The sequence below is a fragment of the Mycobacterium sp. genome (assembly GCF_052145595.1).
GTDB lineage: Bacteria > Actinomycetota > Actinomycetes > Mycobacteriales > Mycobacteriaceae > Mycobacterium.
In genome coordinates, this window is sequence record NZ_JBKQOI010000149.1 from 1 (window position 1) to 12,520 (window position 12,520).

General features: G+C 65.4%; 12 protein-coding genes. 9 read left to right on the forward strand and 3 right to left on the reverse strand.

The annotated features are described in order from the left end of the window. The first annotated feature begins 447 nt into the window (after positions 1-447). Positions 448-639 carry a hypothetical protein gene (locus ACLP4W_RS13335; protein WP_442386589.1) on the forward strand — a complete coding sequence of 64 codons (192 nt, stop codon included), beginning with the start codon at positions 448-450 and terminating at the stop codon, positions 637-639. 480 nt (positions 640-1,119) lie between these two features. Here the strand turns inward: ACLP4W_RS13335 and ACLP4W_RS13340 are convergent, their stop codons facing one another. Then, positions 1,120-1,848 (reverse strand): GAP family protein, encoded by a 729-nt coding sequence (locus ACLP4W_RS13340; RefSeq protein WP_442386590.1) that lies wholly within the window; start codon positions 1,846-1,848, stop codon positions 1,120-1,122. A 307-nt stretch (positions 1,849-2,155) separates the two neighbouring features. Between ACLP4W_RS13340 and ACLP4W_RS13345 the strand changes: the two genes are divergently transcribed. From ACLP4W_RS13345 to ACLP4W_RS13360, 4 genes are all read left to right on the forward strand, one after another. After that, positions 2,156-3,436: a glycosyltransferase gene (locus ACLP4W_RS13345; protein ID WP_442386591.1), complete on the forward strand. Its 1,281-nt coding sequence runs from the start codon at positions 2,156-2,158 to the stop codon at positions 3,434-3,436. Between the two features lie 87 nt (positions 3,437-3,523). Further along, entirely contained in the window at positions 3,524-3,793 is a 270-nt protein-coding gene (locus ACLP4W_RS13350) for a type II toxin-antitoxin system Phd/YefM family antitoxin (RefSeq protein ID WP_442386592.1), read from the forward strand. After that, positions 3,790-4,188: a type II toxin-antitoxin system VapC family toxin gene (locus ACLP4W_RS13355; protein WP_442386593.1), complete on the forward strand. Its 399-nt coding sequence runs from the start codon at positions 3,790-3,792 to the stop codon at positions 4,186-4,188. Before ACLP4W_RS13350 ends, ACLP4W_RS13355 begins: the two co-directional genes overlap by 4 nt. 277 nt (positions 4,189-4,465) lie before the next feature. Beyond that, positions 4,466-5,068 (forward strand): DUF1269 domain-containing protein, encoded by a 603-nt coding sequence (locus ACLP4W_RS13360; RefSeq protein WP_442386594.1) that lies wholly within the window; start codon positions 4,466-4,468, stop codon positions 5,066-5,068. A gap of 130 nt (positions 5,069-5,198) precedes the next feature. Here the strand turns inward: ACLP4W_RS13360 and ACLP4W_RS13365 are convergent, their stop codons facing one another. Beyond that, a complete protein-coding gene (locus tag ACLP4W_RS13365; RefSeq protein ID WP_442386596.1) occupies positions 5,199-6,896 on the reverse strand; it encodes an alpha-keto acid decarboxylase family protein in 1,698 nt (565 codons plus the stop codon). Positions 6,897-6,935: 39 nt separating this feature from the next. Beyond that, on the reverse strand, positions 6,936-8,324 hold the full coding sequence (locus ACLP4W_RS13370; protein ID WP_442386598.1) for an NAD-dependent succinate-semialdehyde dehydrogenase: 1,389 nt from the start codon (positions 8,322-8,324) through the stop codon (positions 6,936-6,938). Between the two features lie 410 nt (positions 8,325-8,734). Here ACLP4W_RS13370 and ACLP4W_RS13375 point away from each other — a divergent pair, with 410 nt between their 5' ends. The 4 genes from ACLP4W_RS13375 to ACLP4W_RS13390 all read left to right on the forward strand — a co-directional run. Beyond that, complete coding sequence (locus ACLP4W_RS13375) at positions 8,735-8,968, forward strand: hypothetical protein (RefSeq protein ID WP_442386600.1); 234 nt, start codon at positions 8,735-8,737, stop codon at positions 8,966-8,968. Positions 8,969-8,994: 26 nt separating this feature from the next. Further along, on the forward strand, positions 8,995-9,330 hold the full coding sequence (locus tag ACLP4W_RS13380; RefSeq protein WP_442386602.1) for a DoxX family protein: 336 nt from the start codon (positions 8,995-8,997) through the stop codon (positions 9,328-9,330). Between the two features lie 54 nt (positions 9,331-9,384). Further along, complete coding sequence (locus ACLP4W_RS13385; protein ID WP_442386603.1) at positions 9,385-9,939, forward strand: pyridoxamine 5'-phosphate oxidase family protein; 555 nt, start codon at positions 9,385-9,387, stop codon at positions 9,937-9,939. A 179-nt stretch (positions 9,940-10,118) separates the two neighbouring features. Beyond that, positions 10,119-12,520 (forward strand): AAA family ATPase (locus ACLP4W_RS13390; RefSeq protein WP_442379823.1); only part of this gene is annotated, 2,402 nt, incomplete at its 3' end.

Below are 12,520 nucleotides of genomic sequence, written 5' to 3' on the forward strand. Positions count from 1 at the left end.
GTGGTCGCCGGTCGCCGGTCGCCTAAAGCGGATCGGGCAGGCCGTCGACGCGTCGTCTGGGATTCCAGCCCGTGTCACTCCACACCCGAAGCTCCACAATTAAGTTCTTTTCCCGCAAGCGGATACAACATTCGACATCAGCGCTCCGAGCAGGCGGGTGCCGGCACGGTCCTGAATTAGGAATACTCGCCTACGCCTTCGCGCGCATGGCCGAAGTGCAGCTGCTCTGAGAAGTTTCGGTCGCAAGTGGAATTCGTCGCATGCAAACTTGAGCGCTCTAGACGATTGCAGCTGGCGAGTATGCCGGCACTGAGGTTACCCAGATCCGCTAATAGACGCCAGCGTTGATGACATCGAAGGGGTCGACAGCCGACCCTTAACACCATGGTTGGCGTCCGAGATGGGATAGGTTATGAGCGCGACGAGCGAGCCGTGGATTGTGTTGCTATGGGCCAACTGACAGCGCGCAGACCAGCGCAGCGCCTTGCCGCCCAAGCGGTGGTCATCCGGCCGGAAGCGCTGGCTCTCGAGAAGCGGTTCGAGGTCCGGGTCAAGGGCGCTCCGCTCACCGTGACCATCTCCGACCCCCAGCGCGGCCCCGGCATGCCAAAGCGGCGGCCCAACGAGGCGCTGGGATGAGAAACGGCAGCCAAAGCGGGCCGGACACAGCGGTTCTGGACAAGCTGAAATTCGACTTGCCGTGCGACTGTGTTCTCGCGCTCAAGATCTTTCGGCCGATTATGTTGTGGCGCTGCAAGAAACCAGCCAGATGGGCGGCACGAAACCAGTGCTGCGGTGAAGTCATGCTCTCGTGCCGCAGGCATCGGGACACTATCGCGAAGTGCGAGCGGTGCAAGCGGGTCCGCTCTCTGCCGCGGTGGTCGCGGATATGATAGCGCTTGGTACGGCGCAAGAAGACCGGACAGCCGAGAACCATTACAGCGCGGGCCGTTTGACTATAGCCCGCTGCAAATCATGTCTGGGCGCACGGATACTGCTTGTGAGTAATAGCTGAGTTACACCTGCTCATCACGACTGACAGGGACGCCGAGTTGGCCACCATGTCCGGAAGCGGGGGGGACCGGAGAGCCGGCGAGGGCGGCTCAAATTAGCCGGCAATCAGACCCTGCCCATGCCGGAGATCAGCAGTAGCGCACCGACCGCACCAAAGACCAACGCGGGGATGGCCTGGCGTCGCTCGCTTATCCATTCGTTCATCCGCCGCACCACCGTCAGCGTCTGCGCCGGCGCGGTGAGATAGGTGATAAGCGGGACCTCGACGACCGTGAACGCCACAACGGTGAACATGAGGGCGGCGCAGACTTGCGCCGGCGCAGCGGGTTCGGAGGCCACAATGGCAAGGATCGCCGCCATGTACTCGACGGGCGGTGTTGCCAAGGCGACGCCGGCGACGAACGCCACCAACAACGATCCGCCCGCCAGCCGGCCGCGGATCGACGGTCGGGTGGATTCGGGTGGTGTATTCGGCTCCAGGAGAAGGACGGAGGATTCACCAGCGGTCACCGACACGGGTGGACGCTGACGCGACCAGAAGCGCGCCACCAGCGGGGCGGCGAAGGACACCGCCAGCACACCGATCGCGACCTGCAGGTAAGCCATATTAGGGCTGCTGGTGGCCGAAACCACCAGTCTCATTACGGAAACCGTCACAGCGCGCAGAAAGAGCAGTATGCTCAGCGCCGCCCCGATCCCCGCCGCCATGCCGCCGAGCCAGAAGGCAAGGAGATTGCGCATGGGCCTTGGCCGGGAGATCAAGAGCGCCGTGATTCCGATCCGGACCGGGTCGATCGCCGCCAGCAGCGACAGCACCAGAACCGCGCTACACACCGACGCCTACCTTTGGCCGAATGCCGCTGTGGTCACCGGAAAACCGTTGCAGCGACGCCTGAGTAGGGTTGTTGCCCACATATCCCCAGTGTCGCCGACCAGGCGTTGGCTGTCGGCACCACTGGCTGCCATTCACATTGGGTGCCAGCACCATTCGCCAGCCATGACGACCGCCACCGGCCATGACACCTTCCGAATAGCGGTTAGCCCCCAGTGCATATGGTTGCCGGCGGCACTGACGCGGAACCGTTCGTCGGAAACAATGTGAGACACCCGATGCTCATCCCACACCCAGAAAACGTGAAAAATGGCAAGAATTTTGGCTTACACCTCGCCGGCACTCGACCATCTGTTCCCGTTCAGCGCCCTGCTGCTGGAACTGTCCGCCCGCGGCCACGAGATTCATCTGCGCACGCTGTCCTCGGGTGTGGACATGGGACGGAAGCTGGGTTTCACCACCGACATCATCGATCCCCGAATCGAGGCGACCGTCAACGACGACTGGAAGGCTTCCAATCCCCGCGGTGCCCTCAAGAGGGCCGTCGACGTGTTCTGCCGACGCGCAGCGTACGAAGTCGCTGACTTCGCCGATGCGGTGGAGCGCACGCGCCCCGACGCGTTGCTCGTAGACGTCAATTGCTGGGGTGCCCTGTCGGTCGCCGACGCGGGTGACACCCCGTGGGCATGTTTCTCGCCGTACACGCCGCCTCTTCAATCGCGCGGAGTGCCGCCCTTCGGGTTGGGTCTGGCTCCCCTGCGGGGCGTGCTGGGCCGAGTCCGTGACGCCGCGCTGCGGCCGGTCGTGATGGGCATGATGGAGCGGGCGGTATTACCGGCAGGCAACAAGATTCGCGCGAGCGCCGGTGCTCCGCCGGTCGCGTCGGCCGACGACTTCATGCGACGGGCTCCGCTGACGCTGGTGGCCAGCGGCAAGCCGTTCGAGTATCCGCAAACCGACTGGGGCGACGCCGTGCAGATGATCGGTCCCTGCATGTTCGAACCGGCCATGGATGGGGTTCCCCAGTGGCTCACGGCGATTGACCGGCCGATCGTCCTGGTCACGACGTCGTCGCAACAGCAGGCCGATGAGAAGCTCGTCAAGACGGCCATCACGGCGCTCGCCGACTTGCCGGTGCATGTGGTCGCGACGCTACCCGCCGGGTTGCCACCCGACATCACACTGACGCCCAATGCCACGGTGGTCCAGTTCGTACCGCACGGCCCGGTCTTGGACCGCGCGGTCTGCGCGATAACGCACGGCGGCATGGGCGGGACCCAAAAGACCCTTGCCCGAGGGGTTCCCGTCTGTGTTGTGCCGTTTGGGCGCGACCAGTTCGAGGTCGCACGACGGGTCGAGGTGGCCCGCTGCGGAACCCGCCTGCCCGCGAAAAAGCTGACCGTGAAACGGCTTTCGATCAACGTCCAACAGGCGATGACCATGACCGCCGGCGCACGGCTGGTCGCGGGCGGTTTCGCTGCGACCGGTGGGGTTGCCCGAGGTGCTGACCTGTTCGAGCAACGAGTACTCAGCGGCGCGCTCAGCGCCAGCGCGGCGACGGCAACGATGACCCGCCGTGCGGCCCGCTGAGCCGGTCTTGCTGCGCACGGCATCACGTCAGCGTCGGATGGGCCGCCGCCAAGCACCATGTAGCACATTAGGTGCTACACTAGCGGAGTGGAAGTAATCGGAATTCGTGAGCTACGCCAAAATGCCAGCGCGTGGGTAGCGAAGGCGAAGGCTGGGTTAACCATCCAAATCACCGACCGCGGCAAGCCTGTGGCCCGCCTGGTGCCGCTCACGGCCGCCGAGCAAGCCCGCGGCAAGCTGATCGCCGAGGGGCAATTGATCCCCGCTTCCGCGCCACGAGATCCCCTCAGCATGGCCGATCTGATCGAAGGTCATTCGCTCAGTTCACTACTGGAAGAGCAACGTGCCGACCGATGATCTACCTCGATACCTCGGCCATCGTGAAACTTGTTGCCGTTGAGGAAGAATCGGAAGCATTGATCGGATGGCTCAACGTCCGTCCGGACGAAGACCTTGCCACGAGCGCCATCGGTCACGTCGAGCTGATCCGCGCGGCCGCGCGGGCTGGGTCCGACGCCGTCGCCAGGGCGCAAAATGTCGCCTCGGCGATCGACACCCTGGTGCTGACTAACGCCATCGCGGCCGCGGCGGCCATCATCCCGCCCGCCGAGCTGCGTACCCTCGATGCGGTACACCTGGCCACAGCGCATACCCACAGACGCAGTCTTACGGCGTTATGCGCATACGATCGCCGGCTACTCGACGCGGCAGCATCGCAAGGCCTGCCGACCGCCTCGCCAGGAAGCGATTAGAACGTCGAATAGGCGACCGGCGGCGTTGCCGCTGCGTTGTCAGGACAATCGGCGACGAATCCGGGGACGAACGTCCCTAGTGCAGCGTGGGACTTCAGCCTCAAGTTTCCCTATCCGCGTGAACCGAGGAGGTTCGACATGCGAGAGGACATCCCGGCAGGGACGGTTTCGGGGATGTCCGACATCAGACGACTCCTTCAGATGGCGGCGTCGCCCAGCCCAGACGTCTCTCCGACAAAGGTTCGGGGAGATCCGGTCCAATCAAAGGAGCAGTACCATGACCGTGAACGTTATTGCCGTGACTTTCGATGAGCAGAGCAAGGCGTACCAAGCGCTGAGCACCCTCAAAGGGCTTGACCGCGAGGGCCGCATAGAACTCAAGAGCGCGGCGGTCGTCGAACGCGGCGTCAGCGGGCAGCTCCAGATCCCAGAGGACACCGACAACGCCGGCGGCGAGGGCTTTCTGGCCGGCGGGCTGATCGGAATGCTGGTTGGCGTCCTCGGTGGTCCCATCGGGATGCTGCTCGGGTTGGGCACCGGGGGGCTCGTAGGGGGTATCTACGACGTGGATCAGGCGGACATACAAGACGAGACGCTGGCACAGGTTGGCCGGCACATACCGCCCGGAGGAAACGCACTCCTGGCCGAGGTCGACGAGTACACCAACGAGGTTGTCGACGGTGCCATGGCCGCACAGGGCGGGGCCGTGCTGCGTCGATCGGCTGACGATGTTCTGGCCGAGATCGAGGCGGCCGACGAAGCCGCCGAGGAGGCACAGAGGCAGGCCCGCAAGAAGGCGCGCGAACGCAAGAAGGCAGAGATGCACGAGAAGTACGAGGAGCGCAAGACCAACCTTCGCGAGAAGCTGCACATCGGCTGACCTCTTCGCTAAATCCCCTCCGCCCCTTTGATTTAAGCTCCCTCTTGAGGGGATTACCGCCGTATTGGTGAGCCGGCCGGTAGTGCGCATCGTCTGCACTACCGGCCGGCCGGCTATAGCGTGACCCCGGTCAGAACCGCGGGTCCGGGCGGGAATTGACGCGTGCCACCTTGGAGCCCCAGGAGATCAGCTCGGGGCTGGCGTCGTCGTTGGGGATCTGGCATTCGATCAGCACCGGCCCGCCCTTGTGGGCGCGGGCTTGTTCGATCGCCTCGGCCAGTTCCGCCGCGGTGGTCGCCGTCAGCCCCAGCCCGCCGCCTTCTTCGGCGTTGAACACGTCGATGAGTCCGGCGTAGTCCCAGTTCTTGTAGTAGTTGTAGGGACCGTCGTGGATCGCCGATTCGATGACGTAGCCGCGGTTGTTGACCAGGAAGATCAGGATCTCCTGGCCGTGGCGGATCATGTTCGACACCTCTTGGGCGGTCAGCTGGAAGGATCCGTCGCCGATGACCGAGACGAGGCGGCGGTCGGCCTCCAGGCCCATCGCATAGCCAAAGCTTGCGGGGACGGACCAGCCGATGGAGCCCCACTGCATCTCGATCTCGAACCTCGCGCCGCCGGGCAGCTGCGTGTACATGCCGTTCAGCCAGGAGTCGCCGGTCTCTACCAGGAGGGTGGTCTTGGAGTCCAGGTCCTCCTCGATCTGCCGCCACATCTCGACGCGGCTGAGGGGGCCCGCTGGGTCGGCTGCCTTCGGGCGCGCCACCGATGCCGTCCCCTTGAGGCGCTTGAACTGCGTCAGGGTCGCGTCGTGGGCTTGCACTTTTTTGGCAAGGTCGGACAGGAAGTCGGCCAGCGCGACGCCCGTGTATTCGGTGTCGGCGAACCGCACACCCTGAGCCTCGGCGTTGATCATCCGCTGCCGGGGTGGCTGCGCGCTCCAGCCGACGGTCGTGTAGTCGTTGAACACCGGACCGGCGGCCACGATGAGGTCGGACCAGTCGACGATTGCCTGGCACTGCGGGCTGCTGACCTCGCCCCAGTAGATGCCGGCGTATTGCGGGTGGTCTTCGGGGAAGAAGCCCTTGGCGTTCGGCATGACCGCAACCGCGCAGCCCAAGGCTTCGGCCAGCTCACGGAACGCGTCGATCGCGCCGTGGGCGCGCAGGTGAGCACCGGCCAGCAGGATCGGCTTCTTCGCCTCCGCGATGAGGTCGGTGGCGCGGCCGACGGCGTCGGCCAGCATCCGCGGGTTGCTGTACTGCCCGGACCGCAGCGTGGAGAACGGGGCCGGCGGAGCACACGGTGCGGCCGACAGGTTGCAGGGGATCTCGATGTAGGCCGGCTTGCGCTCGCGCAGCGCCGTGCTGATCGCCTCGTCGATCATGACGGGTGCATTGGCGGGGTGCTGGATGCGCACCGCCACGCACGTGACTTGCCGGAACACCTCGTACTGAGCGGTGAAGTCGTGGGTGCCCACGGTGTGGTGCAGGATGTGGTTCTCCCCAGCGTCATTGGTGTTGGGGCTCGACGACACCATGATCACCGGCAGGCGTTCGGCAGCGGCGCCTGCGACCCCGTTCAGTGCCGAATACGCACCCACGTTGTAGGTGGTGAGCACCGCCGCCGCGCCGTTGACCCGGGCGTAGCCCTCGGCCGCGTAGGCGGCGTTGAGCTCGTTGCAGCAACCGATCTGCTCGATGTTCTCGTTCTCCAGCAGTTCGTCGAGCAAGACGAGGTTGTAGTCCCCGGGGACCATGAAGTAGTGCTTCAGCCCGATCTGCTCGAGCCGGGTCGCGAGGTACTTACCGACGGTGAAGTCAGCCATGATTGCGTTCCTTTTGCGTTGAGTCACTCGGGAAATTGATCACTCGGGCGCGTCGATCGGGACGACGTTGATGAGCTTCTTGTTGACGAACTCCTGGATGCCGATGTTGGACAGTTCGTGCCCGTAGCCCGACAGCTTGATACCGCCGAAGGGCAGGTCCGGCTTGGTCCAGGTGGGGTGGTTGACGAAGACCATGCCGGTCTCGATGCGCTTGGCGACCTCGACCCCGCGTTCGGCGTCTTGCGTGAACACCGAACCGCCGAGCCCGAAGTTCGAGTCGTTGGCCAGCCGCACCGCGTCGTCCTCGCTGGTCGCCCGGAAGAAGAGGGCCACCGGTCCGAAGAACTCCTGGTAGTAGGCGGGGTTGTCCGGGGTGAGGTCGGTCAGGATGGTGGGCTGCACGAACGCGCCCGTGGTGGGCACGGGGTCACCCAGCGAGATGGCCGTCGCGCCGGCGTCCACCGCGGCCTTGATCTTCTCGTGCAACTCGTCGGCGGCACCCTGGCTGGACATTGGCGGCAGCGTGGTGCCCTCGTCGAACGGGTCGCCGGCCTTGAGCCCGGCCAGCGCGGCCTTGAACTTCTCCAAGAATTCGTCGGCGATCTCCTCCGCGACGATGATCCGCTTGGAGGCCACGCAGCACTGACCGCCGTTGTTCATCCGGCCCCACAGCGCCCAGCGGACGGTCTTGTCCACATCCGCGTCGTCCAACACGATCAGCGCGTCCGAGCCGCCCAGCTCCATGGTGGACTTCTTGCAGTTCTTGCCCGCGCGAGCCGCGACGACCGAGCCCGCGCCCTCGCTGCCGGTCAGCGACACACCGCGCACCCGCGGGTCGTCGATCAGCATGTTGATCTGATCCTTGGTCGCAAACAGGTTGGTGTAAGCGCCCTCCGGGGCACCGGCCTCGAGCAGCAGCCGCTCGAAGGCGGCCGCCGCCTGCGGAACGTTGGAGGCGTGCTTGACCATGACCACGTTGCCGGCCATCAGGTTCGGGGCCGTCACCCGCGCCAGCTGGTACAAGGGGAAGTTCCACGGCTGGATGCCCAGGATGACCCCGAGCGGCGCGCTGACGAGCATCGCGTTGTCGTTGACGCTGACCGTGTTGATGCGCTCGGGCGCCAGGAACTGCTCGGCGTTGTCCGCGTAGTACTCGAAGATCTCGGCGCTGAGCGCCACTTCGCCTAGGCTCTCGTTGTAGAGCTTGCCCATTTCCAGCGTCAGCAGGCGGGCGAACTCGTCGGGGCGTTCGGTGAGGATGGCCGCGGCACGGCGGCACACCGCGGCGCGTTCGGCGTACGACGCCTGGCTCCAGGACTCAAAGGTCTTCTGGGCCTGCGCGAGAAGGTTCATCGCCTCCGCGTCGGTCAGGTCATCGAAAGTGGCCACGACCTCGTTGTTGTACGGGTTGACGGTCCGGTATGCCATGGTGATCCTCCGTTGTTTCGCGCTCCTGAAACATCTCTCATCGCAAGCGATTCCGCGCAGCTCCCTGCTGACGCGGTGTTATTTCTCAGCATCCGGGTTCGGCTCGGCCATGTCGTTACCGCCACCGCCAAAGTGACATACCAGCCAGCAGCTAAAGTGCCCGAAGGCGAGCTTCTGACGAATCGTCAGAGTTGCGCTGGCTCGCAAAGTGTTTCATTTTCGGGTGAATGCGCGTCAAGCTCTGTGCAGATTCGACAGATCAAAATGAATTGCTGCTAGCCGGTATACGCGACTGCGGGTGGCCTGAAGTTGTTCACCGCCGTCGACGCGGACACTCGGAACAGAGCGTCTCGCGCCTGACGAAAGTCACGACGACGAACGCGCTCCAGAGCGACAGGAGAACAAAGAGCATGAACAAACTCAGGATCGTCCGATCTGCAGCAACCGTGTTAGCCATGGCGGGTGTCGGGTTGGCCTCGCTGCTGACGACTTCGGCGGCGGCCAACCTAGCCGACTGCCCTCAAGGTTGGTACTGGGACAACTATCGGCAAAACTGCCTGCCGCCCGGATTGCCGAAGGATCCGCCCAATGGATGCCTTACCGGCAACGGGACGCATCTCAACGGCACCATCTGCGTCAATTAGGATCTAGTCGGCGTGAGGACTTGGTGATGCACATTGCAACAGTCGTCTTGTCCGTTCTGTTGGCTGCGGAGCTCGCGTTCACAGGGATCATCAAGATCCTCGGCACCGGCACCGCACGCGCCAATGCCGCGCATCTCGGGATCACCTTGCGCTCAGCCGCCTCAATCGGTATCGCAGAACTCGCCGCTGTGGCGGGCCTTCTCGCCGGACTCGCGGTCAAGCCTCTTACCATCGTGACTGCCGCTGCCGTCGCACTCCTCAGGCCGGCGCCCTCGGCTATCACCTCAAGGCGCGCGACAATGGCGTCGCACTGCTTCCCGCGGCGATCACTGGACTGGCAGCCGTCGGCGTGGTGGTGTTAACCATCGCGGCGTAAGACCTGCACCGCCCGACCCGGACAAGGAGAACGTCGAAAGATGTTGCTTCCCGTGGCAACTGAGCCATTCACCGCTCCCACAGACCGCGACATGCTGCCTTCGGAGCGACGCGAATTCGTGCGCACGCATCGCACCTGTGTTTACGGCTACCGCCGCCGCCACGACGGCCCGGCTATGTCGGTCGTGTACTACGTACCCACCGATGACGACGAACTGCTGGTCTCGACGATGGCCCCACGCGGCAAGGCTCGTGCGGTGGCGCGCGACGGCAAAGTGAGCCTATGCGTGCTCGACGAGCGGTGGCCGTTTGTCTATCTGCAGGTGTATGCCGATGCAGTCATCGACCGCGACCGCGACCTCGTGGTCGATGTGATGATGGCCGTAGCCGGACGCATGTCGGGCCACCCGCTCGGTGACGAGGCCCGCCCGTACGTGGCGCAGATGGCGGACAAAGAGGATCGAGTCGTCGTGCGCTGCCGTCCCTACGCGACTTTCGCGCAGCCACCCCGGCACCTCGATCGAAACGACCAGGTGGAGGAGGTCACTCACTGGGTGTCGCCGATGGTTGCTTGGGACACACCAGATCCGGTCTGAGGATGGTCTCTGAGGGAAAACGCTGCGGCGCAACGGGATCAAGGGTGAACGGCGGCTGCCGATGGCCGGCGGTAGCCATCAGCGCGTTGGCCTAATCGGTAAGTCACGCTGGCGGAGTAGTGTTGGCGCATCAAGGCCGCGGTGTTGGGCGCTTGGCCGGGTGAGGATGGTGGTTGCTGATGGGCGATCGCCGTCGCGACGCGGAGGCGTTGCCGTCGTTGTATGGGCGGCGAAGCGAGTGCGCGGCGCTGGATGGGCTGCTGGCGCGGGTGCGTGGTGGGCGCAGCGCGGTGCTGGTGTTGCGTGGGGAGGCGGGGATTGGCAAGACGGCGCTGCTGGGTTACCTGACCGGGCGGGCGGCGGGCTTCAGCGTGGCGCGGTGTATGGGCGTCGAGTCGGAGATGGAGTTGGCCTTCACTGGGCTGCATGATCTGTGCGCGCCGATGCTCTCGTGCCTGGATGCGTTGGAGGAGCCCCAGCGTGCGGCGCTCAGTGTGGCGCTGGGGTTGGCGTCCGGGGAGCCCGCGGAGTCGTTTCTGGTGGCGTTGGCGGCGCTGAACCTGTTGGCCCAGGCCGCCGAGGATCGGCCGCTGCTGTGCGTCGTCGATGATGTGCAGTGGCTGGATCAGGCCACCGCTGGCGTGCTCGGGTTTGTGGGGCGGCGACTGCTGGCCGAGCCGGTGGGGCTGGTGTTCGCCGCCCGGACGACGTCGGTGTCGGAGGATCCGCTGGCGGGTTTGCCCGATCTGCGGTTGTTCGGTCTGGATGAGCGGTCGGCTTGCGCGCTGCTGGTGTCGGTGACCACGGGCCGCATCGATGAGAGCGTGCGTCGACGCATCCTGGAGGAGGCGCACGGAAATCCGCTGGCTTTACGGGAATTGGGGGTGGTGGATTTCGCGGGTGGGTTCGCGCTGCCCGACAGCGTCAGTGTGCCGCGCCGTATCGAGGATCAGTACCTGACGCGGCTGCGCGGGTTGCCGCAGGCAACCCAACGGCTCGTGCTGGTTGCCGCCGCCGATCCGGTCGGGGACCCGGCGCTGCTGCAGCGCGCGGCACAAACGCTGGGTCTGCAAATCGACGCGGTGGACCTGGCCGTTGATGCGGGACTGCTGGACATCGGTGCGGGGGTACGGTTTCGCCACCCGTTGCTGCGTTCGGCCGTGTACGGGGCCGCCGAGGAGGAAGAGCGGCGAGCCGTGCATGCCGCTCTGGCCGAAGTGACCGACCCGCAACTTGACCCCGACCGGCGAGCCTGGCATCGCGCCTATGCGGCGGTTGCCGCCGATGAGGAGGTGGCCGCAGAGCTGATCGGGTCGGCCGATCGCGCCCAGCGGCGCGGCGGGGTGGCCGCGGCGGCGGCGTTTTGGGAGCGGGCCGTGGCACTGACCCCCGATCCGGCCCGGCGGGCAGAGCGTGCACTGGTTGCGGCCGAAGCCAAATACGCCGCCGGAGATTTCGTGGCCACCAAAAACCTGTTGGCAGCCGCCGAGATAGGTCCCTTAGACCAGCAGGGGCATGCGCGGCTTGAGCGCATGCGCGTGCAGACCGAATTCGGCCTGCAGCTCGCGTTTCTGAACAACCGCGGCAGCGATGCCCCGCTGCTGCTGTTGCAGGCGGCGCAGCGGCTACTACCGCTCGATCCCGTTTTGGCGCTGGAGACGTTACTGGAAGGTCTGGTAATGGGTTTGTACACCGCGCGCCTCGCCGCCGGGGGAGGTGTTGCGGAGGTGGCGCGGGCGGCGAAATCCGTTCCGCTGGGGCCTGCGCCGGCGCACCCGCTGCTGCTGCTGCGCGGGCTGGCGGTGCGGGTGCTCGACGGCTATGTGGCCGCGGCGCCGTTGCTCAAAGAGGCGCTGCGGCTCTATCGGGCGCAGCCCGTGCAGCTGGATGCGCTGTGCCACCCCTACTGCCTGGTGGTTGCCGAGCTGTGGGACGACGATGCGTGGTTTGAGCTCGCCAACGGCCAAGTCCAGCTAGCGCGCTCGAGCGGCACCCTGAGCTGGCTTCCGGTCGCCCTGGGTTGGCTTTCGGAGTTTCATGTCCGGGCTGGCGAGTTCGCCGAAGCTGAGGCCCTCATCTCGGAATGGCAGACCTTGGACCCAGGGATCGGGGAGCTCATCCTGCAGTACGACGCGGTGCTGCTGGCGGCCTGGCGCGGAGACACGGCACACGCGACCGACATATTTGAAAAGATGATCGCGGCCGGTTACAGGCGGGGTGAGGGTTCGGCTTTGAGTTACGTCGACTTCGCCAAATCGGTGCTCTATAACGGTCTGGCGGAGTACGACCGGGCCGCCGAGGCCGCGCACAACGCCGTCGGCACAAACGACTTCCTCGTCTCCACTTGGGCGCTGCCCGAACTGGTGGAGGCCGCGGCGCGAAGTGGCCAGCGGACGCGTGCCGCTGAGGCCTGTGAGCGGTTGTCGGAGATGGCCGCGGCCAGCGGGACCTACAGCCTTCGTGGTGCGGCGGCGCTTGCGCGCGCGCTGGTGGCCGACGGCGATGTGGCTGAAGAGTTCTACCGGGAGGCCATCGAGTTAGTCACCGGCACCCGGATGGTGTCTCAACTCGCGCGGGCACG

What these genes read in the sequence shown, in the direction of transcription:
- ACLP4W_RS13335 (WP_442386589.1), top strand. Translation starts at nt 448, where the DNA reads ATGGGCCAACTGACAGCGCGCAGACCAGCGCAGCGCCTTGCCGCCCAA.
- ACLP4W_RS13345 (WP_442386591.1), top strand. Translation starts at nt 2,156, where the DNA reads ATGGCAAGAATTTTGGCTTACACCTCGCCGGCACTCGACCATCTGTTC.
- ACLP4W_RS13355 (WP_442386593.1), top strand. Translation starts at nt 3,790, where the DNA reads ATGATCTACCTCGATACCTCGGCCATCGTGAAACTTGTTGCCGTTGAG.
- ACLP4W_RS13360 (WP_442386594.1), top strand. Translation starts at nt 4,466, where the DNA reads ATGACCGTGAACGTTATTGCCGTGACTTTCGATGAGCAGAGCAAGGCG.
- ACLP4W_RS13365 (WP_442386596.1), bottom strand. Translation starts at nt 6,896, where the DNA reads ATGGCTGACTTCACCGTCGGTAAGTACCTCGCGACCCGGCTCGAGCAG.
- ACLP4W_RS13370 (WP_442386598.1), bottom strand. Translation starts at nt 8,324, where the DNA reads ATGGCATACCGGACCGTCAACCCGTACAACAACGAGGTCGTGGCCACT.
- ACLP4W_RS13375 (WP_442386600.1), top strand. Translation starts at nt 8,735, where the DNA reads ATGAACAAACTCAGGATCGTCCGATCTGCAGCAACCGTGTTAGCCATG.
- ACLP4W_RS13380 (WP_442386602.1), top strand. Translation starts at nt 8,995, where the DNA reads ATGCACATTGCAACAGTCGTCTTGTCCGTTCTGTTGGCTGCGGAGCTC.
- ACLP4W_RS13385 (WP_442386603.1), top strand. Translation starts at nt 9,385, where the DNA reads ATGTTGCTTCCCGTGGCAACTGAGCCATTCACCGCTCCCACAGACCGC.